Genomic DNA, 20,720 nt, shown 5'->3' on the forward strand with positions numbered 1-20,720 from the left:
GTGTGGGTAGAGCCTTCCAAAACTGTGCGGAGCCATGGATGGCGGAGCCCAAGCGTCACAAGGACGTGCCGAAGGAGCGTGTTTTGGAAGGCTCTACCCACACGCCCACCGGCACCGATGTTAGCCAGGAACAACTAGCTCCATAGCCAACTTTAGGCGTAGCCTTGGCTCCGGAGATAGTCATCATAAGTACCGCTGAAATCGGTAATGCCATCCGCCTTCAACTCAATAATCCGGGTCGCCAGCGACGAAACAAACTCCCGATCATGGCTGACGAAAATCAGCGTGCCCGGATAATTCTCCAACGCCAGGTTCAGCGCCTCGATCGACTCCATATCCAGGTGGTTGGTCGGCTCATCCATCAGCATCACATTCGGCTTCTGCAGAATCAGCTTACCGAACAGCATCCGCCCCTGCTCACCACCGGAAATCACCTTCACCGACTTACCAATGTCATCCCCGGAGAACAACATCCGCCCCAGAGTACCACGCACCAGCTGTTCACCACCGGTAGTCCACTGGGCCATCCAATCGGTCAGGGTGTCATCCCGGGCAAAGTCGGCGGTGTGGTCCTGGGCAAAAAAACCAACCTCAGCACTGTCGGTCCATTTCACCTCCCCGGCGTCCGGCTCATAAGCGCCGGCCAGGCACTGCAGCAGCGTGGTTTTTCCGATACCGTTCGGGCCGATGATGGCCACGCGCTCGCCGGCTTCGATCTGCAAGTCCAGGTTCTTGAACAGCGGGCCTTCATCGAAGCCCTTGGTCAGGCCTTTCAGGGTAACCGCCTGGCGATGCAACTTCTTGCCCTGTTCAAAACGGATAAACGGGCTCACCCGGCTGGACGGCTTTACTTCTTCCAGCTGGATCTTGTCGATCTGGCGGGCGCGGGAGGTGGCCTGCTTGGCTTTCGAGGCGTTGGCGGAGAAGCGGCTGACGAACTGCTGCAGTTCGGCAATCTGGGCCTTTTTCTTGGCGTTGTCTGACAACATGCGCTCGCGGGCCTGGGTGGCGGCGGTCATGTATTCGTCGTAATTGCCCGGGAACAGGCGCAGTTCACCGTAATCCAGGTCCGCCATGTGGGTACACACACTGTTCAGGAAGTGGCGGTCGTGCGAAATGATGATCATGGTGCTGTTACGGGCCACCAAAATGTTTTCCAGCCAGCGGATGGTGTTGATATCCAGGTGGTTGGTGGGCTCGTCCAGCAGCAGTACGTCCGGGTCGGAGAACAGGGCCTGGGCCAGCAGTACACGCAGTTTCCAGCCGGGGGCCAGGGCGCTCATGGGGCCGTTGTGCTGTTCCAGCGGAATGTCCAGGCCCAGCAGGAGTTCGCCGGCGCGGGATTCGGCGGTGTAGCCGTCCATTTCGGCGAATTCCACTTCCAGGTCCGCCACCGCCATGCCGTCTTCTTCGCTCATTTCCGGCAGGGAGTAGATACGGTCCCGCTCTTTCTTCACCCGCCACAGTTCCCCATGGCCCATGATCACGGTGTCCATCACCGTGCAGTCCTCGTAGGCGAACTGATCCTGGCGCAGTTTACCGAGGCGGATGTTGGGCTCCAGCATCACCTGACCGGCGGACGGCTCCAGGTCGCCACCGAGAATTTTCATCAGGGTGGACTTGCCGCAGCCATTGGCACCGATCAAACCGTAACGGTTGCCGTTGCCGAACTTGGCGGATACGTTTTCAAACAGGGGCTTGGCCCCGAATTGCATGGTGAGATTGGCGGTGGAGATCAAGAAAAGAACCTGTCAGCGTGAGGGCCGGCAACAAGCCGGCAAACAAAAGCCGGCATTGTACAGGTTTGGGCGCAAGACTGTGAGGCCGCAGAAACACGGATAAAAAGGGCTTGCCAGCAGCACGCTGTGCGGGCAGCATTCACGTCAGACGTTTCCGTCCATTCCTCCATCCGACAACAGGAACTTGACCATGGCACAAGCAACTGCACGCCACATTCTGGTAGACAGCGAAGCAAAATGTGAAGAACTGAAGAAGGCCATTGAAGGTGGCCAGGATTTCGCCGAAGTGGCGAAACAGCATTCCTCCTGCCCGTCCGGCCGTAACGGTGGCGACCTGGGTTCATTCGGCCCTGGCCAGATGGTTCCCGAGTTTGACAAGGCCGTGTTCAGCAGCGACCTGAACACCGTGATTGGGCCAATCAAGACCCAATTCGGCTACCACCTGCTGGAAGTGACTTCCCGCAGCTAAGCCAGCGCAACTGCTGTTTGCGCTTGACTGCGCAGACAGCAGGCGTTTGTTATCGGGATTCGCCTGTCCCGAAATTCCTGAACCGCGCCAATTGGCTACCGATGGTTTCAATCGGGTCCGTAATAGACGCCTGAATGCTCTCTGTGACCACGTCGGTAAAGCGCTTACCCGACTCACTCTCCAGAAAGTCCAGATAAAGACCCAGTTCCTGAACACTGATATCACGGTAGGTGTACAAATAGCTGTCGTATACCTGTTGCCCAACCATGCCCTGCAACATCCCACGCTGGTTCTCCAAACGCTGTCGTAACCGCTCATAATGCACCGAGTCACTGCTCAGGGCCGCCATGGCCGTTGCCAAACCCAACTGCACGGCAATGGTAGTATCCACTGTGGTTTCCGTTGCTCGGGAAGCCCGGTCAAAACGGTCAAACAGCTTTTCCCGGGTGGTGCCCTTGTAAGCTTCGTTCAGCTCTCCGGCGCGGCTTCGTACCTCTGACCAGGCGGCAGGTGCAGACGCTGCTATCTCCGCACGGGATATCTTCTGCGCAACAGGCGTCTGGTACCAGGCATGAACCTCCTCAAGCTGTTTGTTCGTCAGCGACTCATCAAGGCTGGCTACCAGCTTTCGCTCGATATCTTCTGCACGATAGCTACTACTGACCACATAACCGATAGTATCCGCCACCATCGGCGGCACCTGGCCGCTCTGTTTGAGACCGTCACGAATACCCTGGCTCATCATGGCCGGGTACTGGCCCACGATGTCATCAATGGGCGATGCCGCCAGAACGTCACGGGCATCCGTTGATGCATGGGCCGTCCCCGACAACAAAAGCCCGGCAACTAAAAGAGGTTTAACTAGGGTGATCAGTCTCATTTCTCTATTATCCTGTTACTGCAATGGCCCTGTTTATGACACGCCCGAAGCCATTACGGCAAGTGCCCCAAGGCCTTTGGAGATGACAGTTTGGTAGGGAAGTGGCGCAGAAGAACCCGAAAATCTCGGAAAATCCGCAACAAGCGGTTTAATGTATGGCGCTCCCGCCTGAGCTGGTATGGCCTGCCTTTGCTGGGGCTGGTGATCGGCACCTGGGCCACCCTGCGTTTCAGCCTGCTGGCCCCGGAACCTCCGGCCAACCCGGAAAACATCTGTGAGATCTTCAGGGAGCATACGGTGTGGTACGACTATGCCCGGGCCTCCGAGGAGAAATGGGGCACCCCCATCGCCACGCAACTGGCTTTCGTCTATTACGAATCGTCGTTCCGGAGCCATGCCCGGCCGCCCCGCACCCGGCTTTGGGGACTGATTCCCTGGAAGCGCCCCACCACTGCCTACGGTTATGCCCAGGCTCTTGACCCCGCCTGGGGTGAATACCTGGTGGCCAACGACGCATCCTGGCGAACCGTGCGCACCGACATGCAATACGCCCTGGATTTTGTCGGCTGGTACAACCACCTCAGCAATCGCCAACTGGGCATTCCATTCAGCTCCCCCAGGCAGCTCTACCTGGCCTACCACGAAGGCCGGGGCGGCTACGCCCGGCGTTCCTATGAACAAAAACCGGCCATACAGTCCCTCGCCCAAAGGGTTCAGAACCGCGCCTTCCGCTACGACAACCAGTTAAAGCAGTGCGAAGCGGAGTTCCAGTGTTGGCGCTGGTACCAGTTCTGGCCGTTCTGCAAGGCCGACAATTAGGTTCAGAACGACGCGCTTATCTCAATGGCAGATTCCAGAGCTTTCAGGCGATCAACCAGAAACTCCATGACGATGCGCACCCTGGCCATCTGCTGGGTATCCTGGTTTACGTGTAGCCACAAATCCACGCTCTCGCCCTCCAGCGGGTCTGATAACCTGCGCAGCTCTTTCGCAGCTTCGCCCAGATAGCAGGGCAACACCGCCAACCCCGCTCCGGACCTGGCCAGGGTTGCCATGGATTGCAGGCTGTTGCAGCGAATCACCGAGGAGACGTTCTTCAGGTGCTTCCGGTACCAACGCCCGGTCGCCAGATGGCTGAAACTCTCATCCGGCAGTATCCATGTGCAGTCTTCCGGGTGGTTCTCGATATCCATATTGCGGTGTCGGCGGCAGTATCTGGCGGCCCCGTAGACGGCGGAATCCACAGCGGCAATGCGCTCGCCCTCCAGGGTCGCCTGGGGTTTATTCTCTGGCCGCAGGGTGAGGTCTGCCTCCCGGTGGCTGAGGTTCGCCACATCGTTATCGGTCAGCACCTCCAGCTCGATATCCGGATAGGCATGGACAAGCTCCGCCAGGATCGGCCCGAGCAGCTCATTCATCATGGCATCCTCCGCCGCCACCCGAACCTTACCCACCGGCGCAGCATCATCACCTACCAGCTTGCGTTCGAGGTTTTCCACATCGGTAGCCAGCCGTTGGGCCTCGCGAAACGCCATTTCGCCAACCGGGGTGAGCTGCAAACCATCCCGGTTGCGCTCGAAGAACTGCACCCCCAACGACTCTTCCATCTGATCAAGTCGTCTTAAAACAGTGGTTTGGTGTACACCCAGCAATTCACCGGCCTTTGCCAGCGTTCCACCTATTGCCAGAGCCCGTATATATCGAAGATAATCCCAGTCCATAGTTACTGCATATTCGCAACGTGAGTACGGATTTTAACGTATTCAAACTGCAAATAAGAACTCCTAGAATAATTGTTAAATTAAAGATAGATCGCTAATTAATCCACCAGACAAAGGAGGAAGGCGCTATGACCAAGAGCCATATCGCAACCGTAAACCCGCTGCCGTCAAGTATCCTCCACAACAGTACCGAGGTCAGGCGCCAGTATACCCGTGCTGCTGCACAGCAGGCGATGCAGTTTTTCAGCCGTAAGGTGCGGATTTTCAACCGCAAAGCCGCTGCGGTCGCCCCAGACATGCCCCAGGTACAGGGCGGTCACTGAGATTACCGGAACCCGGTAACCGAAGCACAAATAAAAACGCCGGCATGTTTCCATGCCGGCGTTTTCTTATGGTGAGGGTTTAACGCCCTGATCAGAACTCCCAGATCACCTTACTCTTCTTACCAAACCACTCGTCCATCTTTTGATTGTAGAAGTCCTCGATCACATTGCGCTTGATCTTCATGGTCGGCGTCAGCATGCCGTTTTCCATGGTCCAGGGCTCCTTGACCACCACCACGAAGGCCACTTTCTCATGGGCTTCGCTCTGGGCGTTGACGGCATCCAGTTCCCGGGCCAGTTCCTGTTCCAGCTCCGCCCGGTCACCACCACGATCCAATTCATCCCGCGCCTCTTCTGACAGCAACACCATCAGGCACGGCTGAGGCTGATTGGCACCGGCCACACACACCACTTCGGCTTTCGGGTGATTGAACCGGTTCTCAATTGGCACGGGCACCACGTATTTGCCCTTGGAAGTTTTGAACAGATCCTTCACCCGGCCAGTAATGCGCAGGCAGCCATCCTGGTCGATTTCACCCATATCGCCGGTTTTCAGGAAGCCGTCGTCGGTCAGGTCCTCCTTGGTCTTTTCTTCGTTCTTGTAGTAGCCCAGCATCTGGCCGGGACTCTTCACCTGAACCTCGCCGCCTTCACCAATGCGGTGTGTCACACCAGGGTTCGCCATGCCGACCGTACCCACCTTGGCCTGGCCGGGGCGGTTGGCGTGGGAGTAACCGAAGTTTTCCGACATGCCATACACTTCCAGCAGTTCCAGACCAAGACCCCGATACCAGCCGATAATCTCTCCAGACAACGGTGCCGCGCCCGTCAGTGCCGCACGGCAATGATCAAGGCCCAGCTGTTTGAGCACCTTCTTTTTAACCAGTGAGTTCAGGATCGGAATATTGAACAGGATTTTCTGCTTCTTCGGCGGCAACTTGGCATTCACGCCCAGATAGAACTTCATCCACAGGCGCGGTACCGAGAAGAACAACGTGGGCCGGGCCCGCTGCAGGTCTTCCTGGAAGGTATCCAGGGAGTTGGCAAAGTACAGGTGGAAACCGTAGTAAAGAGACTGGGTTTCAACCGCTGCCCGCTCCGCCACGTGAGCCAGCGGGAGGTAAGACAGCATGCGTTCGTTGGAGGATACCGGGAACAGTTGCTGCAGGCCATCGGCCACCGAAATCATGGTGCGGAAGCTGTGCATAACGCCCTTGGGCCGGCCGGTACTGCCAGAGGTGTACACGATGGTGGCCAGCGCATCCGAATCAGGCAGTTTTGGCTCCGCCGGTGATTGCTCTTTGATGATCTCCTGCCATTTGGGAGTGTCATCGCGCGGCGACAAAGGCAGAGACACGATGGGCATGTCAGCAGGAATATGATGCTTGATGTCGTTCCAGCCGTCGGCCGTGCCGTCCAGCTTACCCAGGAACAACAGTTTGGCCTCGCTGTGTTCAAGAATGTAAGCGGCTGTTTCACCATTCAGGGTCGGGTAAAGCGGCACGCTGACATGACCGGCTGCCCAAATGGCCAGATCCGACAGTATCCAATGCGCGCTATTCTTGCCCAGGATTCCGATATTGCTGTGCTCCGGCAGACCAAGGCTGTTCAGGTAGGCCGCCATTCGGGAAACCTGGTCAGCGGCCTGCGCCCAGGTAATGTCTTCCACCCGGCCATCCGGGAATGGCTGGGTCAGGTAAACGTTATCGGGAGTGTGCTGGGCCCAGTAGTACAGGCAGTGCAAAGACGTCTGCTTTTGTGGGTCTATAGCCATGGTAACTCCTTGTTGTTGTTATCTTCGGTTGTCTGGAATCGCTTTTTATCGTTGCATTCATACTAGCCAACTTTCCCGTGTGCTCAATAGCAATAAACATCCCGGGCGTTGACCATTTAGCTCGAAGCTGAGACGCACCTCCCAAAATATTTCGTGACATCCATCAAGTCTGGTCTAGATTGAGAAGTACCGCGTATTGATAACCAATACCACAGGAGACTGTCGCTCTATGAGAACCTCGACTCGCTCTGCTTTGATCTTTCCCGCCTGGGCCGTCATTCTTATCGGTTCTGGCGCCTTTCTCTATACCGCCTATGCGGGTTTTCTTGGTTCCTGAGCGCTGGCTAACGCCGGAACCGGGTCTCAAGCACAACTGCCGAGTTAGTCCGCTCAACCCCTTTCAGGTTCCCTATGTCATCCAATACACGGCTCAACTCCTCCAGAGATTGGGCCTGGACGATGGCAATCAAGTCGTACTCACCACTGACCGAAAACAACTGGCAAACCTGAGTAATCTGCTCCAGTTCAGCGTTGGTGCGAGCGGTAAGTTTCTGGTGCACCTTGACCGACACATGGGCCTCCACCTGGTTGGCGGCGTACTCACCGCCCAGCTGAACGGTATAGCCGCGGATGATTCCCTGCACCTCCAGTTTCGCCAGTCTGTTTTGTACGGTGGAACGGGAAATATGCAGCCCCTTGGCCAGGTCAGTGACACTGGCGCGAGCATTCTGCCGAAGCAGTCCCAACAGTTTCTGGTCTTGCATACTAATCATTTTGATTACCTGATTCGTCAATATGGCTAAATTCTAGACCATATCGGCCAATTTGAATCTACAGATCGGCATAACCAGCCGCCATACTGGACCTAAACAACGTTCAGGATGTCGGCTATGTTGATCCGCCCTATCACGCTTCGGGATCTTGATCCCCTTTATCAGATTGCCGTTGAATCCGGGCCGGGATTTACATCCCTGATGCCAGACCGGGACGCGCTGGCACAGAAGATCGTGCATTCCATGAAGAGCTTTGAGCGGCGCGTAGACAATCCCACAAACGAGCAGTATCTGTTTGTACTTGAGGATGAGCACAGCCATGAGATCATGGGCACAACTGGCATCCAGGCCAGTGTTGGGCTCGACCGGCCGTTGCACCACTTCAAACGCGACAGAACGATCGGGCCAGCAGGCCTCGCGAGGGAAACCCTGACCCGTTGCGAGCACTACGCGGGCTGCACCGAAATCTGTTCGCTGTACCTTCGCCCGGACTATCGCCAGGCCAATGCCGGCAAACTCCTGTCAAAAGTCCGGTTTCTGTTTATGGCACTGCACCCCGAGCGTTTTGCAAACACCGTGATAGCAGAGATGCGGGGGGTGTCTGACACTCATGGCCACTCGCCTTTCTGGAACTGGCTGAGACATCAGGTGGTCGATCTGGATTTTTCCACGGTAACGCAACTCTCCGCCCAGAGTGATGCTCGCTTTCTGGAACAACTTGTTCCCCCTGGCCCGTTCGACATTGCAGACATGACCATTGAAGCTCAGGCAGTCATCGGCCAGGTTCACCCCGACACCCGCCCGGCACTACACTTACTGAAACAGGAAGGGTTCCGGCATCGCGGCCTGGTGGATCTTTTCGATGCCGGCCCGACCATTGAATGTCCCAGAGATGCCATCGCCAGTGTTCGCAACAGCGGTTTCTTCCATGCTGCACCTGGCGGCACCGGCATGGCTAACACCAGCGGGTCGCCGTTGATTGTGGCCAATGGCCAGTGTTCCGGATTTCGTGCGACGATAATCGATTCGTTGCCTGAGCAAGCGGAACCAGGCCGACTTCCGCTACCGGCAGGCATTCAGCGGACACTGGCCTTGAATGGCGGAGACCTGATGTGTGCGTTGCCACTGGCTATGTGTCAACCGTTACTGAACGCAGGTGAGATGAGCGCTCACCAGGAGTTCCATCATGCAGGATGAACTGACCACGCTGTTTTCAAAACTCTGGCAATCCTATCGACGAGTGACGCCCTCAGCTGAGCGCATTCATCAGTTGCTGGGCGAACGGGAAAGCCAACCCATCGTGAATGATCACATCGCGTTGCGCACCTTTAACCTGGACCCGGTGCGCCTGGACAAACTGGCCGGCCACTTTCTCAAACTGGGCTATCAACCGGGTGGTGAATATCATTTTGAAGCCAAAAAACTCTACGCCCGGCATTACGAGCACCCTGACCCGGATGTTCCCAAGGTGTTCATCTCTGAGCTGCTGGTGGATCACTGTTCGGCGCAGCTGCAGGCCATCGTTTCTGACCTTGTGGCCCAAACAAGCCCGGACGCAGTCAGTGCCGACGATTTTCTGATTTCCGGCCGCCACTGGAAGTTGGATTACGGCACCTACCAGACCCTTCTGGAGGAAAGCGAATACGCCGCCTGGACAGCCGCCTGGGGTTATCGAGCCAACCATTTTACGGTCAGTATCAATCATCTTGAGAGCATCAAAACGGTTGCACAGATCAACCAACTGCTTAAAGAACACGGCTTCGCTATAAACACCTCCGGGGGCGAGGTGAAGGGGTCACCGCAAGAACTGCTTGAACAATCATCCACCCTGGCAGACCGGGTAGCCCTGGAGTTCACTGACCAGGTGGCCACGGTACCGAGCTGCTTCTATGAGTTTGCCCTGCGGTATCCGAAGCCGGATGGCAACCTGTACTCCGGCTTTGTGGCGGCTTCTGCTGACAAGATCTTCGAGAGTACCCATGCGTCAAACTGACTTCGGCGCCTCCTGGCGCTGAAGTCAGGACCATCCCTGCTCGCCCAACAGAGGTACAAATCGGACATCACCGAAGTCTTCGCGTTCGAAGTCGGCATCGGTCAGGCGGGTAATGCACACCAGCCGTTGCACTGAATGTTCCGCCCCCACCGGAATAATCAACCGGCCACCGACGGAAAGCTGCTGTTTAAGGGTCTCAGGCACGGCGGGGGCTCCTGCGGCAACGCAGATGCCATCAAAGGGCGCAGCCTCCGGCCAACCAAGGGTTCCATCACCACAGCGAACGCGCACTTGGCTGAACCCCGCCCGTTCCAGGTTTATTCTAGCCTGGTCTGCCAACTCGGGAATTCGCTCAATGCTGAAGACTTCCAGCGCAACGCTGGCCAGCACGGCTGCGGCGTATCCTGATCCCGTGCCGATGTCCAACACTCGCTCGCGCCCCTCCAGCTGAAGCGCCTGTGCCATCAACGCCACGATGTAGGGCTGGGAAATCGTCTGCCCCCAACCAATGGGCAAGGGATAATCCTCGTAGGCTTCGCCCGCAAGGTGATCTGGAATAAACCGCTCCCTCGGGACCCTCGCCATGGCCTCCAGCACCCTGGAGTCCTGTATCCCCCTGTCAGCGAGCTGATTCCGCACCATGCTCGCACGGACGCTGCTGAAATCCGGAACCTGCTCATTCATCACCGGTCCCTCCCTGATTACCCGTCGTTACAAAGCCATAACGCTTTTACAACAGCGCAAACTTTAACCACTGTCTACTTTTTACCCACAGGTTACTCCTCTGAATGGATCAGGAGAACCAAAAACAAAAATAACGACGAGGGTTTAACCCTCATGCTCAGGGAGATAATCATGTCTACATCTGTCGACCACCTGATGGAACGCACCCAGGACGCCAGCGATCTGCTCGGTGATATCGTGCCTTCTGCCATTACCCTGGCCACCATGCTCCGGCATCGCCAGATGGCAGCCTGGTTAAGAGCCGAGTTCGACGGCTACGCCGATATAGCCAAAGCACCACCCTACCGTATTGACCTTCCGGGACACATCGTTGCCAAGTCTCCACAATATGGCTGGATTCCGGCCCCGGTGAATGACAGCCAAACCAAAGAGTTCGGGCACCTGAACCTGGTACAAGGAATAAAAGAGCTTGAACATACCTGCCTGAGCTGCAAAAAAGGCAACGGCAACCGGGTGTTGCTGGAAAAAAGCGACATGGTAGAGCTACAGAAGCAGATCAACCTCAGTGCCGAACTGGCCATCAATCTCAGCCGGGAGGTTTATTGCCGGTTGCTCCGGACCATTCGGGCCACAATTTTTCTATGGACCGAACAACTGATCGACGCCGGTGTTTCCGGAGATCACAACCACTACAGCCCGGAAGAGCGAAAACTGGTCTCGCACCTGGACACCCCTGACGTATTCTGGCGCAAAGCCATGCAGGAGCTGGACACAGTGCCGGTAGCGGATGTTCGGGAGCTGGGCTTCCTGGAACGCATGTTTGGCCGGGCCGGCTAAGTCAAAAAAGCCACGCAAATACCAAAAGGCTATACTTGGAGGACACGCGAACCGATTGAATCGTCAATAAAGGAGCCAGGAGCGCCACCATGGGAGACGCACGATGGAGTTATCTCAGATCACGCGGCCTGGCTCTGATTCTTCTTTTGGCCTGCCCCCCTGTCCTCAGTGACGACAGCATCATCAATCGTATAGAAGCCCTGCAGGCCGGGCATCCTGTCACGGTTCTCGACGCACCAATACTTGCAAAGGAGGCCCTGACCCGTTTTTACGAACTCAGAAGCTTTGACCTGGCTTGGGATTCCTACAGCGCCCGGCGCCAACTGGCTCAGGCCATCAGTGAGGTGGCGGATCAAGGGTTGAACCCGCTGGATTATCACCACGAAACCATTGCCGCCCTGGCCCTGCAACCCACGGATCACGTGGAGGAAGAAGTACGGGCCGATCTGGACATCGTGTTATCAGACGCGTTTCTCTTGCTGGCGTCACATTTACAGGCAGGAAAAGTTAACCCGAGAACCATTCATGCGGAATGGACCGCCAATCGCCAGGACCTGGAAACCCATGCGGTGCTTGAACAAGCGCTGGACTCGGATGCTATTTACCAGACACTGCAACAGTTAAAACCCTCGGCGCCGGCCTATCAGAAACTGGTCACGGCGCGCCGCACCCTGACCGCGTTGCTGGGGCAACCCTGGCATGAAATCGCCGCCACTCCCACACTCCGACCGGGAGACATTGACCCGCGCATCCCCGAGATACGTCGCCGGCTTGCCCTCCTTGGGGATATCCCGACCGCCGACCATGATCGCCAGGACGCCTACGATGCCACGTTCGACAGCGATGTCTACGGCGACGACCTTTTAAACGCCCTTCCCACGTTCCAGGCCCGGCACGGCCTCGAGCCAGATGGAATCATCGGGCGCCAGACCGTCGCTGTCCTGAACAAGCTGCCGGTGGAACGTATACGTCAACTGGACGCCAGCCTGGAGCGGTGGCGTTGGTTGCCGGACGATCTTGGCGACACCTTTGTACTGGTCAATATTGCCGGCTTCGAAATGATCATGGTGCGCGCTGGAGAGGAAATCCTGCGTCAACGTGTGATCGTCGGGCAACCTTACCGCCAAACGCCGGTATTCAGTGACCGCATTCGCTACCTGGTATTCAACCCTACCTGGACCGTCCCACGGAAGCTGATGATCGAGGACCAACTGCCGATCATACGCAGCGATCCCGGCTATCTGGAACGCATGAATTTCAAGGTCTACCGGGGCTGGGGCGCCGATCGCGTGGAAGTGGACCCGGCCACCATCGACTGGCACTCGCTGTCTGCCAACAACTTTCCTTACCAGCTGGTTCAGGAACCCGGGCCACAGAATGCACTGGGACAGATAAAATTCATGTTCCCGAACCAGTATGATATCTACCTGCACGACACCCCGGGCCAGGCCCTGTTTGGGCGAGCAGAACGAACCCTCAGTTCTGGCTGCATCCGGGTTGAGCGGCCCTTTGAATTGGCGGAACGCCTGCTAGAACAGAACAGCAACTGGTCCCGGGCGAATATAGATCGAGCCATTGAGCTCAGAGCCCCGGTCAATGCGATGTTGAGAACGCCGATACCGGTTCATCTGCAATACTGGACGGTGTGGGTTGATCAATCAGGAGTAATACAGTTCCGGAACGACATCTACGGACGAGATCAGCGGCTGATCGACGCACTCCGGTCTGACCCAAAGGGCATGCTGTTGCCAACACCACGGAGGCCTTGATGAAGAGAGTAGTCGTAATAACTGCGCTTGCGCTGACCCTGGCAGCCTGCCAGAACCTGCCGGATCGTCAGGAAGGCCAGGACAGCAACGTCGTGTTTCTCAAAGCTCACCACTGCCTTGAGGAATCTGTGGACGACGTCAACCGCATTCACTTCGGCCCTTGCCTGAAAGTTATCGAAATCAACGGTCAACCACCGTCGGTCAGGGACGACGACTTTATCGAACTCCCCCTTCGTCAGGCGCTCACCATCGGCACAAGCTGCGTTTATCGGCACGCTGATGGCACGCCGATACCAGCCACCGTTGAAACCGCTGACTTTCAGGTGCGCCCAGACATGTTTACCCGCGGCGGCCAGCGGTGGTACCTGCACGCCCACAAACAGGCCCGCAGAGTCATCGGTTGCGAGCCCACGCTATCCCGGTCTGTTCACCCCAGCCGAAGCTCAGATTGACCAGTTAACGGGGCTGCCAGTACCAAGAATCAATCGTACTGGGCAACAATCGCATCCAGTTCGCCCTCACTGCGGGCGCTATCCAGAGCTTGCTGTAGCTCCGCCACAATGTTTGGACTGGTTTCCCTGCTCATCGCCAGATACATAGGGGTTTCCCGAAAAACCAACACCGGCTTGAGGCCAGTAATTCCATGTTCGTCTTCGGCGACTAGCGGCCCGACAAGACCATCGGTTACCCACAAATCGGCCTGGCCCAGCACCAGACGACGGGGGTTCACATCGCCCGATGTATTCATGATCACGTTAAATCCCTGATCCACCAGGTACTGCGACATGACATCGCCCCGGTAGCCGGCAATTCTCAGGTCTTTGGCATCATCCAGAGTGGATAGGGTTATATCGGAGTCTGGAGCCGCAAACAGGGTCCATTCGATGGATGCCAACGGGCCCACCCACTGGAACAGCTCCTCGCGTTCATCGGTGCGCGCCGTACAGAACAGACCGTGGTTTTCACGGCCCTGCACCCAGTCGTAGGCGTAGCTCCACGCTCGCATCTTCATCTGCACATCGTAATCTACCCTTGCCAGCATGGCTTTCACCATATCGGTGCAGATACCGGTTATCTGGTCCTCGTTGTGGGCAAAGCCCTCACCTGAGACAGACGCATTATAAGGAGGATAATGTTCGGTAAAGATATACAACCGCTCAGAAGCCTGAACCGTGGCACTTGAGGCCGCTAGCGTTAATCCGACGAACAATGCCCTCGTGACGTTTCGCAGGGCGTTTCTGGCTGATGCGATGACAACGTGCATGTTTTTTCCTTTTGGCTGGCAATCGTTGGTATGACGCAAAAATAGGCAGATTTGGAAGTTTGTGCCAATCGTTATGGCAGTTTATGACAGCATAACTCCGTAATCCGTATCCGGCATTGAAAGTTCCGTGACAGAACGTAACTAGCTCGACCTGGCTATTCGCCGCCCTGAGGCGACAACCAGGGCCACGCCAGCCACGGCAACAGCGCCTCCAGCCATGGCCATGGGCCCCAAGCGCTCATCAAACAGGATAAACGCCTCCAGTGCCGTGACCGGCGGCACCAGGTAGAACAAACTCGCCACCTGAGAGGCGGCGCCGCGTCGAATCAGCCACATCAAAAGCAGAATGGCACTGACGGACAGGCCAAAAACCAGCCAGCCCAGAGCCAGTTTAAACTGCAGCGTCCACTCCAGTTCACGGGTTTCCAGAGTCAGGGCACCGATACCAAACAAGACGGCTGCGGCGGTGTACTGAATCATGGTGCCAGACACCAGATCAACCGATGTGCCATGTCGTTTCTGGTACACGGTGCCAAGGGAGATGCCAATCAGCGCCAGACCTGCCCAGACCAGCGTCAGCCCGGGTAGCCCTTCCGCTCCGGCGTTGGTGCCACCAAACTTTTCCGCGATCACCAGCGAAACACCCACTAGCCCCAGGACCAACCCCGCCCACTGCTTACCCGAAACCGCCTCGCGCAAGAACACCACAGCCGCCAGCGCCGTTACCAATGGCTGCAAGCCCACAATGAGCGACACCAACCCTGACGACATACCCTGATCAATGGCGTAGAAAACGCCGCCAAGGTAACAGCCATGCACCAGAATACCGGTGATCGCCACATGACCAGCGCTGCGCCATCCCGGCCATCGGGCGCGCATGACGATGGCCAGCACTCCCAACGGTATTAACGTGAGCAACATGCGGATAAACAACAGCGTGAAAGGCTCCGCATACGGTAGGCCGTACTTGGCACCAATAAAACCGGTGCTCCAGAGCCAGACAAACAGGGCAGGAACAAAAAAGGAAAAGAAAACCGGGGGCATGGATCAAATCTCGGCTGCTGTGAAAAACTGGCCCCAGACTATACCCCGCCCACGCCCGGCCACACAGACACAGAAACCGGTCAACCGACCGTCACAGTCAGCTTCCGGCAAGCATAGACTGCAACTTCTGGGTAAACTCCACCGCCTCACAACCGAGTGGCGTCAGATAACCACCGTCTTTCTGGCTGATCAGCCCCTTTGCATACAACGACTCCGCAGCGCTCACCGTTTCCGGCGCCGCCGTATGGGCATGCACCTTGATACCCTCCTGAGTAGAAATCGAGGGAAATTGCAGCAACAGGTTCAGCTCAGCAAGATGGTTCGGAGAGAACGGCATAAAAGCTCCTTATCGTTCGAATTATCTGCAGTTTAGCTTAAATACCGGAGCGCCATGGCGGAATTAAGAAGAAATTGATCCAGGTGCATATTTTCCCTGAATATCCTATTGTTACGTTCACCACTTCATTATTTTAATTGCACAAAGCTGGCACTGGCTGATCGCAACACGGACATGTTGACCATGGATAACACGAACGGCCAGCAGGCCGACTACTACCCCCGCCCCCTGCGTCACCTGAGCGTCTACCTGGCCACACTGGTTAAAGGCAGGCTCTGGCTCAAGGTGCTGATTGGCATGGGACTGGGCCTTGTGGTGGGCACCCTGCTCGGCCCCTCTGTTGGACTGGTCGAGCCGGAAACCGGCACGCTGATCGGCAACTGGCTGGCCTTTCCCGGGCAACTGTTCCTCGCCACCATCCAGATGATTGTGATACCGCTAGTGATAGCCTCGGTGGTAAGAGGCCTGGCCGCCAGCGACAACCTGGAACAACTGCGCAAGATGGGCGTCCGGGTTACCCTGTTCTTTGTCATCACGACAGCGATTGCAGCGACCATTGGCCTCTGGGTGGGCGGCCTTGTTAACCCGGGCGATCTGATGACCGGCCTGACGGCACCGCCTGTCGATGCTGTGCCGGTTGCCGCCGACATCCCCGGTCTGGATGCAATCCCCCAGACTCTCATTGGCCTGCTGCCCGGCAACCCCCTCGATGCCATGGTGGAAGGGCAGATGCTGCAGGTGGTTATTTTCTCTATCATCATCGGCGTTGCACTGGTCAGTATGTCGGGGGACAAGGCCAAGCCGATGCTGGACCTGCTCGACTCCCTGCAGCAAATCTGCATGACGGTGGTTCGGTGGGCGATGCGCCTGGCGCCCTATGCAGTCTTCGGATTGATGGCGCAACTGACCACCACGCTCGGGTTCCGTGCCATGCTGGGCATGGCCTCCTACGTCGCTACGGTGCTGCTCGGCCTCGCCGTTTTGATGGTTTTCTACCTCGCCCTTCTCAAGCTCCTCGCAGGGGTGCGACCACTTCAGTTTCTGAAAGACACCCGCGATGTGTTGCTGCTGGCCTTTTCAACCTCCAGCTCCGCCGCCGTCATGCCACTGTCTATTCGCACCGCGGAAGACAAACTGGGTGTGCGGCCTTCCGTTTCCCAGTTTGTGATTCCCTTGGGCGCCACCATCAACATGAACGGCACTGCGCTCTACCAGGCCGTGGCCACCGTCTTCCTGGCACAGGTATACGGCATTGATCTGAGCGTGGGCAGTATGGCTCTGGTGGTTGCCATGGCCGTGGGTGCGTCCATCGGTTCGCCGGCAACACCGGGCGTTGGCATTGTCATTCTCGCCATGGTGCTGCAATCGGTGGGCGTGCCGCCCGCCGGTATCGCCCTGATCATGGGCGTGGACCGGATTCTGGATATGTGCCGTACCGCGATCAACGTGACCGGTGATCTGGTTGCGTGCAAGCTGATGGAAAACTGGTCGGGCAAACGATTACCAGACCAACCCGAACCGGTGCCCGGTGAAGCCTGAAGCCTACGGTGAGTTTGTGACCCCATGAACAATCGGTATCATCAAGGTACGAAATTCCTACACTTGTGCGGGCATCTACCGCGATAATATCGGTAGATTGTCATGCAGAATCAGCGCACTGGGTCTTTGATGAATTTCAGCGGTATCTCCCTACTGACCAGATCAGCGGTCGCCCTTCTCACCGGATTCGTTCTGGTGACCGGCATCGCCCATGCCGACAGCATCCAGCGCATTGTGCACCCGGATGGCCGGGTGGAATTCACCAACGTGAAAAGCCCAAACCAGCCCCGTGCCTCCACGCGCAACCAGACCGTGTACCGCTACACCGATGAGCACGGTGTGGTGGCGTACAGCAGCCAGCGCCCCGGTACGGAAGACGTTGAAGTTATCCGCTTCCATTGCTATGCCTGCGATCCGGGTTCCAAGGTGGACTGGCATAGAACACCTCTTTTCCTCAGCCCGTTCCGGGATGAAATCCTGACGGCCGCTCAGGAGTTTGATGTCGACCCGGCCCTGGTGCGGGCAGTTATCCATGCAGAATCCGCGTTCAATCCGAAGGCCGTGTCACCGGTGGGTGCCCAGGGGCTGATGCAGCTCATGCCCGGCACCGCAGACGAACTGGGTGTACGAGACCCCTTTGCCATTCAGGACAACATCCGCGGAGGGGTCGATTACCTCGCCCGTATGCTCAAACGTTTTAACGGCGATATTCGACTGGCAACAGCCGCATACAACGCCGGCCCCGGCGCCGTCGGCCGCTTCAATGGCGTCCCCCCCTATGCGGAAACCAAGGCCTATGTTGAACGGGTAGGCATTCTGCACCAACGCTACGCCAGCAACTGATGGGCACGATTATCAAGCGCCCTGAAATCAAGGGCGATATCGTACATGTGGCAAGCGACCCCCATGGCAACATCCTGGTGATCGATGACCGCAAGCACCGGATTCTGAGCTTCGATTCGGTGTTTGAGCAAAGCAAAATTTTGCGCGCATCCCCCAACGTGCCAGTGCATGAATACAACCGCGCCATGCTGCTGCCAATCGCTTTTGCCTCACCCGCCCGGGTAACAGTTCTGGGCCTGGGTGGTGGCGTACTGGCCCATGGTCTGTTCACGCTGCTGCCGGACAGCACCATTGATGTGTATGAACTTCGGCGAAAGGTTGCGGAAATCGCAAAGGACTGGTTTGCACTACCCGAATCAGAACGGCTAAGGGTGCATATTGCCGACGCCCGCCTGGCCGTCGACCAGCTACCCGAAGCCAGCACCGATATGATCCTGACGGACCTGTACAGTGCTGACCGTATGAGCCCGGCGCAAAGCCAGCGGCAGTTTATCAAAGCCTGCAGCCGGGCATTATCCTCTACCGGCTGGCTGGTGCTTAACTACCACCGAATGCCGGAACCAGATGGCAATCTGCTGCGGGAACTCAAGCGCCAGTTCCCGTTACTTCTGGTGTTCAAGAGCCGGACCAACAACTGGGTGATCTACGGGCGCAAACAGGACTTTGACCCCTGGTCCATAGACAAATCCCGGTTGAACGCGCTGGAAGAGCGTCTGCCGATTGGCTGGCGCAAACTGATCAAGAAGCTGAGCCGGCTGGTGCCGGCCGTCACCCCAAGCGAGCCATGAAGCTCTCGCGCATTATCAGTAACCAGAACGGTGTCAGTCGCCGGCAGGCCAATCAGCTTCTGGCGTCTGGCCGGGTGAGCGTGGACGGCCAGAGGTGTCAGGACGGCGCAGAGGAGGTTTCCCGGTTTCAGGAAGTCAGAATTGACCAGAACATCATCCAGCAAGCCGAACCCGCTTATTACCTGATGCTCCACAAACCCGCCGGCTACCTGAGCGCCACTCAGGATGACCAACACCCCACCGTCATGGAACTGATTGCGCCGGAAATACGGGAGCACTTGCACATCGGCGGCCGCCTGGATCGGGCCAGCACCGGGCTTCTGATTCTGAGCAATGACGGGCTCTGGACTCGCCGGCTCACCGAGCCTGCCATCAAACTACCGAAAACCTACCGGGTCACAACCGCTTCACCCATCAGCCCGGAAACGGCCACGCGCTTTGCCGAGGGTATCTGGTTTGCGTACGAACAGCTGACAACCTCCCCAGCCCGATTGGAGCAACTGAATGAACGTGAGGCTCGGGTAACCATCTTTGAGGGGCGATATCACCAGGTAAAGCGCATGTTCCACGCGGTCGGCAATCGGATCACATCGCTGCACAGGGAAAGCATGGGCAGTCTGGTACTGGACCCGGAACTTCCTGTTGGTGGGTATCGTCACCTCAGCGGCGACGAAATCAGCTCCGTCGGCTGACGGAGCTGATCAAAACATCAGGCGCGGCTGAGGAACTTACGCTCTTCCACGTTCACCTTGATGCGATCACCGGTAGAGATGTGCTCAGGCACCTGAACCACCAGGCCGGTGGTCAGGCGGGCTGGCTTGGTGCGAGCCGTTGCCGAACCGCCCTTGATAGACGGGTCGGTTTCTTCAATGGTGAGCTCAACGGTCGGCGGCAGATCAATGGCCACCGGCGTTTCACTGACCAGAATCGCCATCACGCCCTGGGTATCCTCGGTGATGAACAACAGCTCGTCTTCAATGGCGCTTTTATTCAGCATGTACTGGGTGAAGTCTTCGTTATCCATGAACACGTACTCGTCGCCATCGGCGTAGGAGAACATGACCGGACGACGCACCAAATCGGCCAGATTCAGCATGTCAGAGTCTTTAAAGGTCTCATCCAGCTTCTGGTTAGTCACTACATCGTACATGCGCATGCGGTACAAGCTGCCGCCAGCACGGCCCTGAGGTACCGAGCGCTCGATATCCTTCACAAAATAGACGCGTCCGTCGTATTCAACGGCCTGGTTCTTCTTGATCTCACTCGCTTTAGGCATAACATCCGATTCCGATAAAAAGGGTTTTCTGTGGCGCTGATATACCATGACTGGAATCAATAAGCGATAGTCTCTCAGCCATTTGCTTTTGAAAGCGCGTCTCGCGTTCTCAGCCGCCCTTCCCGGCGAATTTCGGCTTTCTCGTAACGACGAATCTGGTCTTTCGTTTCCGGAATCACCGGTGGCACCTCAACAGGCCGATCGTTCTTGTCCAGGGCCACAAAGGTGAAAAATGCGGAAAGGATGTGGCGGGTCTCACCGGTATAGCTGTTCTCGGCCTCTACACGGGCACCAATCTCCATCGACGAGCCCCAGCTGCGGTTCAGAGACAGATTGAATAGCAGTGTGTCATTCCCCTTGGCAGGGGCCCGGAAGTGGATGGAATCCACCGCAGCAGTCACGCAAACATGGGCCGAATGGCGCTCTGCCACCACCAGAGCCAGGCGATCACACTTGGCCATGATCATGCCGCCAAACACTGTGTTGTGTGAGTTCATATCGTTGGGGAAAACCTTGTACACATGCTTGTCGATGGCGGATGCCGCCACCGGCTTACCCGGCTTTTCAGACATTTCACTCGCCCCCTCTCGTGTTTACCCACAAACTCTGCGAAACCTCTTCTGGCCTGGCTGTTCAGAATCAAACCTGCCAGCCAGTTCCAGAAAGA

The 20,720-nt window shown here is 57.0% G+C and carries 23 protein-coding genes; 12 read left to right on the forward strand and 11 right to left on the reverse strand.

The genetic code is table 11. The features are described from left to right. Positions 1-152: 152 nt before the first annotated feature. Complete coding sequence (locus tag ABIE59_RS07070) at positions 153-1,739, reverse strand: ABC-F family ATPase (RefSeq protein WP_354445563.1); 1,587 nt, start codon at positions 1,737-1,739, stop codon at positions 153-155. Between the two features lie 190 nt (positions 1,740-1,929). Here ABIE59_RS07070 and ABIE59_RS07075 point away from each other — a divergent pair, with 190 nt between their 5' ends. Further along, positions 1,930-2,208, forward strand: coding sequence for a peptidylprolyl isomerase (locus ABIE59_RS07075; RefSeq protein WP_022987955.1), 279 nt, complete (start codon positions 1,930-1,932; stop codon positions 2,206-2,208). 49 nt (positions 2,209-2,257) lie between these two features. On the opposite strand, the gene ABIE59_RS07080 is transcribed toward ABIE59_RS07075, so the two are convergent. Beyond that, entirely contained in the window at positions 2,258-3,088 is an 831-nt protein-coding gene (locus tag ABIE59_RS07080) for a DUF2059 domain-containing protein (protein WP_354445565.1), read from the reverse strand. A 90-nt stretch (positions 3,089-3,178) separates the two neighbouring features. Here ABIE59_RS07080 and ABIE59_RS07085 point away from each other — a divergent pair, with 90 nt between their 5' ends. Then, a complete protein-coding gene (locus tag ABIE59_RS07085) occupies positions 3,179-3,907 on the forward strand; it encodes a transglycosylase SLT domain-containing protein (protein ID WP_354445567.1) in 729 nt (242 codons plus the stop codon). A gap of 2 nt (positions 3,908-3,909) precedes the next feature. Here ABIE59_RS07085 and ABIE59_RS07090 read toward each other — a convergent pair whose 3' ends face one another. Continuing rightward, on the reverse strand, positions 3,910-4,809 hold the full coding sequence (locus ABIE59_RS07090; RefSeq protein WP_354445569.1) for a LysR family transcriptional regulator: 900 nt from the start codon (positions 4,807-4,809) through the stop codon (positions 3,910-3,912). 128 nt (positions 4,810-4,937) lie between these two features. Here ABIE59_RS07090 and ABIE59_RS07095 point away from each other — a divergent pair, with 128 nt between their 5' ends. Further along, on the forward strand, positions 4,938-5,132 hold the full coding sequence (locus ABIE59_RS07095) for a hypothetical protein (RefSeq protein ID WP_061333071.1): 195 nt from the start codon (positions 4,938-4,940) through the stop codon (positions 5,130-5,132). 91 nt (positions 5,133-5,223) lie between these two features. Here the strand turns inward: ABIE59_RS07095 and ABIE59_RS07100 are convergent, their stop codons facing one another. Together ABIE59_RS07100 and ABIE59_RS07105 are read right to left on the reverse strand one after the other, a co-directional pair. Continuing rightward, positions 5,224-6,906, reverse strand: coding sequence for an AMP-binding protein (locus ABIE59_RS07100; protein ID WP_354445571.1), 1,683 nt, complete (start codon positions 6,904-6,906; stop codon positions 5,224-5,226). A 344-nt stretch (positions 6,907-7,250) separates the two neighbouring features. Continuing rightward, positions 7,251-7,679 carry an Lrp/AsnC family transcriptional regulator gene (locus ABIE59_RS07105; RefSeq protein ID WP_354445572.1) on the reverse strand — a complete coding sequence of 143 codons (429 nt, stop codon included), beginning with the start codon at positions 7,677-7,679 and terminating at the stop codon, positions 7,251-7,253. A gap of 117 nt (positions 7,680-7,796) precedes the next feature. Here ABIE59_RS07105 and ABIE59_RS07110 point away from each other — a divergent pair, with 117 nt between their 5' ends. Both ABIE59_RS07110 and ABIE59_RS07115 read left to right on the forward strand, forming a co-directional pair. After that, positions 7,797-8,876, forward strand: coding sequence for an arginine N-succinyltransferase (locus ABIE59_RS07110; RefSeq protein WP_354445573.1), 1,080 nt, complete (start codon positions 7,797-7,799; stop codon positions 8,874-8,876). After that, a complete protein-coding gene (locus ABIE59_RS07115; RefSeq protein WP_354445575.1) occupies positions 8,866-9,672 on the forward strand; it encodes a DUF1338 domain-containing protein in 807 nt (268 codons plus the stop codon). The genes ABIE59_RS07110 and ABIE59_RS07115 overlap by 11 nt, the downstream gene beginning before the upstream one ends. Before the next feature lie 24 nt (positions 9,673-9,696). Here the strand turns inward: ABIE59_RS07115 and ABIE59_RS07120 are convergent, their stop codons facing one another. Continuing rightward, positions 9,697-10,356 carry a protein-L-isoaspartate(D-aspartate) O-methyltransferase gene (locus ABIE59_RS07120; RefSeq protein WP_354445577.1) on the reverse strand — a complete coding sequence of 220 codons (660 nt, stop codon included), beginning with the start codon at positions 10,354-10,356 and terminating at the stop codon, positions 9,697-9,699. Positions 10,357-10,527: 171 nt separating this feature from the next. On the opposite strand from ABIE59_RS07120, the gene ABIE59_RS07125 reads away from it, so the two are divergent. The 3 genes from ABIE59_RS07125 (at position 10,528) to ABIE59_RS07135 (ending at position 13,414) form a co-directional block, all read left to right on the forward strand. Continuing rightward, positions 10,528-11,193, forward strand: a complete 666-nt coding sequence (locus ABIE59_RS07125) for an AbiTii domain-containing protein (protein ID WP_354445579.1) — start codon at positions 10,528-10,530, stop codon at positions 11,191-11,193. A gap of 89 nt (positions 11,194-11,282) precedes the next feature. Next, positions 11,283-12,962 (forward strand): L,D-transpeptidase family protein, encoded by a 1,680-nt coding sequence (locus tag ABIE59_RS07130; RefSeq protein ID WP_354445581.1) that lies wholly within the window; start codon positions 11,283-11,285, stop codon positions 12,960-12,962. Continuing rightward, positions 12,962-13,414 (forward strand): hypothetical protein, encoded by a 453-nt coding sequence (locus ABIE59_RS07135; RefSeq protein ID WP_354445583.1) that lies wholly within the window; start codon positions 12,962-12,964, stop codon positions 13,412-13,414. Before ABIE59_RS07130 ends, ABIE59_RS07135 begins: the two co-directional genes overlap by 1 nt. Positions 13,415-13,443: 29 nt before the next feature. Here the strand turns inward: ABIE59_RS07135 and ABIE59_RS07140 are convergent, their stop codons facing one another. The 3 genes from ABIE59_RS07140 to ABIE59_RS07150 form a co-directional block, all read right to left on the reverse strand. Next, on the reverse strand, positions 13,444-14,226 hold the full coding sequence (locus ABIE59_RS07140) for a substrate-binding periplasmic protein (protein ID WP_354445585.1): 783 nt from the start codon (positions 14,224-14,226) through the stop codon (positions 13,444-13,446). A 141-nt stretch (positions 14,227-14,367) separates the two neighbouring features. Beyond that, positions 14,368-15,270, reverse strand: coding sequence for a DMT family transporter (locus tag ABIE59_RS07145; protein ID WP_354445587.1), 903 nt, complete (start codon positions 15,268-15,270; stop codon positions 14,368-14,370). Positions 15,271-15,367: 97 nt separating this feature from the next. After that, positions 15,368-15,607, reverse strand: a complete 240-nt coding sequence (locus tag ABIE59_RS07150; protein WP_354445589.1) for a TIGR02647 family protein — start codon at positions 15,605-15,607, stop codon at positions 15,368-15,370. 183 nt (positions 15,608-15,790) lie between these two features. On the opposite strand from ABIE59_RS07150, the gene ABIE59_RS07155 reads away from it, so the two are divergent. The 4 genes from ABIE59_RS07155 to ABIE59_RS07170 all read left to right on the forward strand — a co-directional run bounded on the left by ABIE59_RS07155 (position 15,791) and on the right by ABIE59_RS07170 (position 19,469). Beyond that, positions 15,791-17,146 (forward strand): dicarboxylate/amino acid:cation symporter, encoded by a 1,356-nt coding sequence (locus tag ABIE59_RS07155; protein WP_354445591.1) that lies wholly within the window; start codon positions 15,791-15,793, stop codon positions 17,144-17,146. A 129-nt stretch (positions 17,147-17,275) separates the two neighbouring features. After that, positions 17,276-17,989 carry a lytic transglycosylase domain-containing protein gene (locus ABIE59_RS07160; protein ID WP_354445701.1) on the forward strand — a complete coding sequence of 238 codons (714 nt, stop codon included), beginning with the start codon at positions 17,276-17,278 and terminating at the stop codon, positions 17,987-17,989. Beyond that, complete coding sequence (locus ABIE59_RS07165; RefSeq protein ID WP_354445593.1) at positions 17,989-18,777, forward strand: spermidine synthase; 789 nt, start codon at positions 17,989-17,991, stop codon at positions 18,775-18,777. The genes ABIE59_RS07160 and ABIE59_RS07165 overlap by 1 nt, the downstream gene beginning before the upstream one ends. Further along, entirely contained in the window at positions 18,774-19,469 is a 696-nt protein-coding gene (locus ABIE59_RS07170; RefSeq protein WP_354445595.1) for a pseudouridine synthase, read from the forward strand. Before ABIE59_RS07165 ends, ABIE59_RS07170 begins: the two co-directional genes overlap by 4 nt. Positions 19,470-19,486: 17 nt before the next feature. Here ABIE59_RS07170 and efpL read toward each other — a convergent pair whose 3' ends face one another. After that, entirely contained in the window at positions 19,487-20,053 is a 567-nt protein-coding gene (gene efpL / locus ABIE59_RS07175; protein ID WP_058092192.1) for an elongation factor P-like protein EfpL, read from the reverse strand. Between the two features lie 74 nt (positions 20,054-20,127). Next, positions 20,128-20,625 (reverse strand): acyl-CoA thioesterase, encoded by a 498-nt coding sequence (locus ABIE59_RS07180; protein ID WP_072678156.1) that lies wholly within the window; start codon positions 20,623-20,625, stop codon positions 20,128-20,130. Between the last annotated feature and the right edge of the window lie 95 nt (positions 20,626-20,720).

This window comes from Marinobacter sp. MBR-99 (assembly GCF_040547575.1).
Taxonomy (GTDB): domain Bacteria; phylum Pseudomonadota; class Gammaproteobacteria; order Pseudomonadales; family Oleiphilaceae; genus Marinobacter.

Coding starts and splice junctions, on each gene's coding strand:
- ABIE59_RS07120 (WP_354445577.1), bottom strand. CDS start 10,356: ATGAATGAGCAGGTTCCGGATTTCAGCAGCGTCCGTGCGAGCATGGTG.
- ABIE59_RS07105 (WP_354445572.1), bottom strand. CDS start 7,679: ATGATTAGTATGCAAGACCAGAAACTGTTGGGACTGCTTCGGCAGAAT.
- ABIE59_RS07170 (WP_354445595.1), top strand. CDS start 18,774: ATGAAGCTCTCGCGCATTATCAGTAACCAGAACGGTGTCAGTCGCCGG.
- ABIE59_RS07100 (WP_354445571.1), bottom strand. CDS start 6,906: ATGGCTATAGACCCACAAAAGCAGACGTCTTTGCACTGCCTGTACTAC.
- ABIE59_RS07155 (WP_354445591.1), top strand. CDS start 15,791: ATGGATAACACGAACGGCCAGCAGGCCGACTACTACCCCCGCCCCCTG.
- ABIE59_RS07080 (WP_354445565.1), bottom strand. CDS start 3,088: ATGAGACTGATCACCCTAGTTAAACCTCTTTTAGTTGCCGGGCTTTTG.
- ABIE59_RS07150 (WP_354445589.1), bottom strand. CDS start 15,607: ATGCCGTTCTCTCCGAACCATCTTGCTGAGCTGAACCTGTTGCTGCAA.
- ABIE59_RS07075 (WP_022987955.1), top strand. CDS start 1,930: ATGGCACAAGCAACTGCACGCCACATTCTGGTAGACAGCGAAGCAAAA.
- ABIE59_RS07140 (WP_354445585.1), bottom strand. CDS start 14,226: ATGCACGTTGTCATCGCATCAGCCAGAAACGCCCTGCGAAACGTCACG.
- ABIE59_RS07090 (WP_354445569.1), bottom strand. CDS start 4,809: ATGGACTGGGATTATCTTCGATATATACGGGCTCTGGCAATAGGTGGA.
- efpL (WP_058092192.1), bottom strand. CDS start 20,053: ATGCCTAAAGCGAGTGAGATCAAGAAGAACCAGGCCGTTGAATACGAC.
- ABIE59_RS07165 (WP_354445593.1), top strand. CDS start 17,989: ATGGGCACGATTATCAAGCGCCCTGAAATCAAGGGCGATATCGTACAT.
- ABIE59_RS07145 (WP_354445587.1), bottom strand. CDS start 15,270: ATGCCCCCGGTTTTCTTTTCCTTTTTTGTTCCTGCCCTGTTTGTCTGG.
- ABIE59_RS07135 (WP_354445583.1), top strand. CDS start 12,962: ATGAAGAGAGTAGTCGTAATAACTGCGCTTGCGCTGACCCTGGCAGCC.
- ABIE59_RS07095 (WP_061333071.1), top strand. CDS start 4,938: ATGACCAAGAGCCATATCGCAACCGTAAACCCGCTGCCGTCAAGTATC.
- ABIE59_RS07180 (WP_072678156.1), bottom strand. CDS start 20,625: ATGTCTGAAAAGCCGGGTAAGCCGGTGGCGGCATCCGCCATCGACAAG.
- ABIE59_RS07110 (WP_354445573.1), top strand. CDS start 7,797: ATGTTGATCCGCCCTATCACGCTTCGGGATCTTGATCCCCTTTATCAG.
- ABIE59_RS07125 (WP_354445579.1), top strand. CDS start 10,528: ATGTCTACATCTGTCGACCACCTGATGGAACGCACCCAGGACGCCAGC.
- ABIE59_RS07160 (WP_354445701.1), top strand. CDS start 17,276: ATGAATTTCAGCGGTATCTCCCTACTGACCAGATCAGCGGTCGCCCTT.
- ABIE59_RS07130 (WP_354445581.1), top strand. CDS start 11,283: ATGGGAGACGCACGATGGAGTTATCTCAGATCACGCGGCCTGGCTCTG.
- ABIE59_RS07115 (WP_354445575.1), top strand. CDS start 8,866: ATGCAGGATGAACTGACCACGCTGTTTTCAAAACTCTGGCAATCCTAT.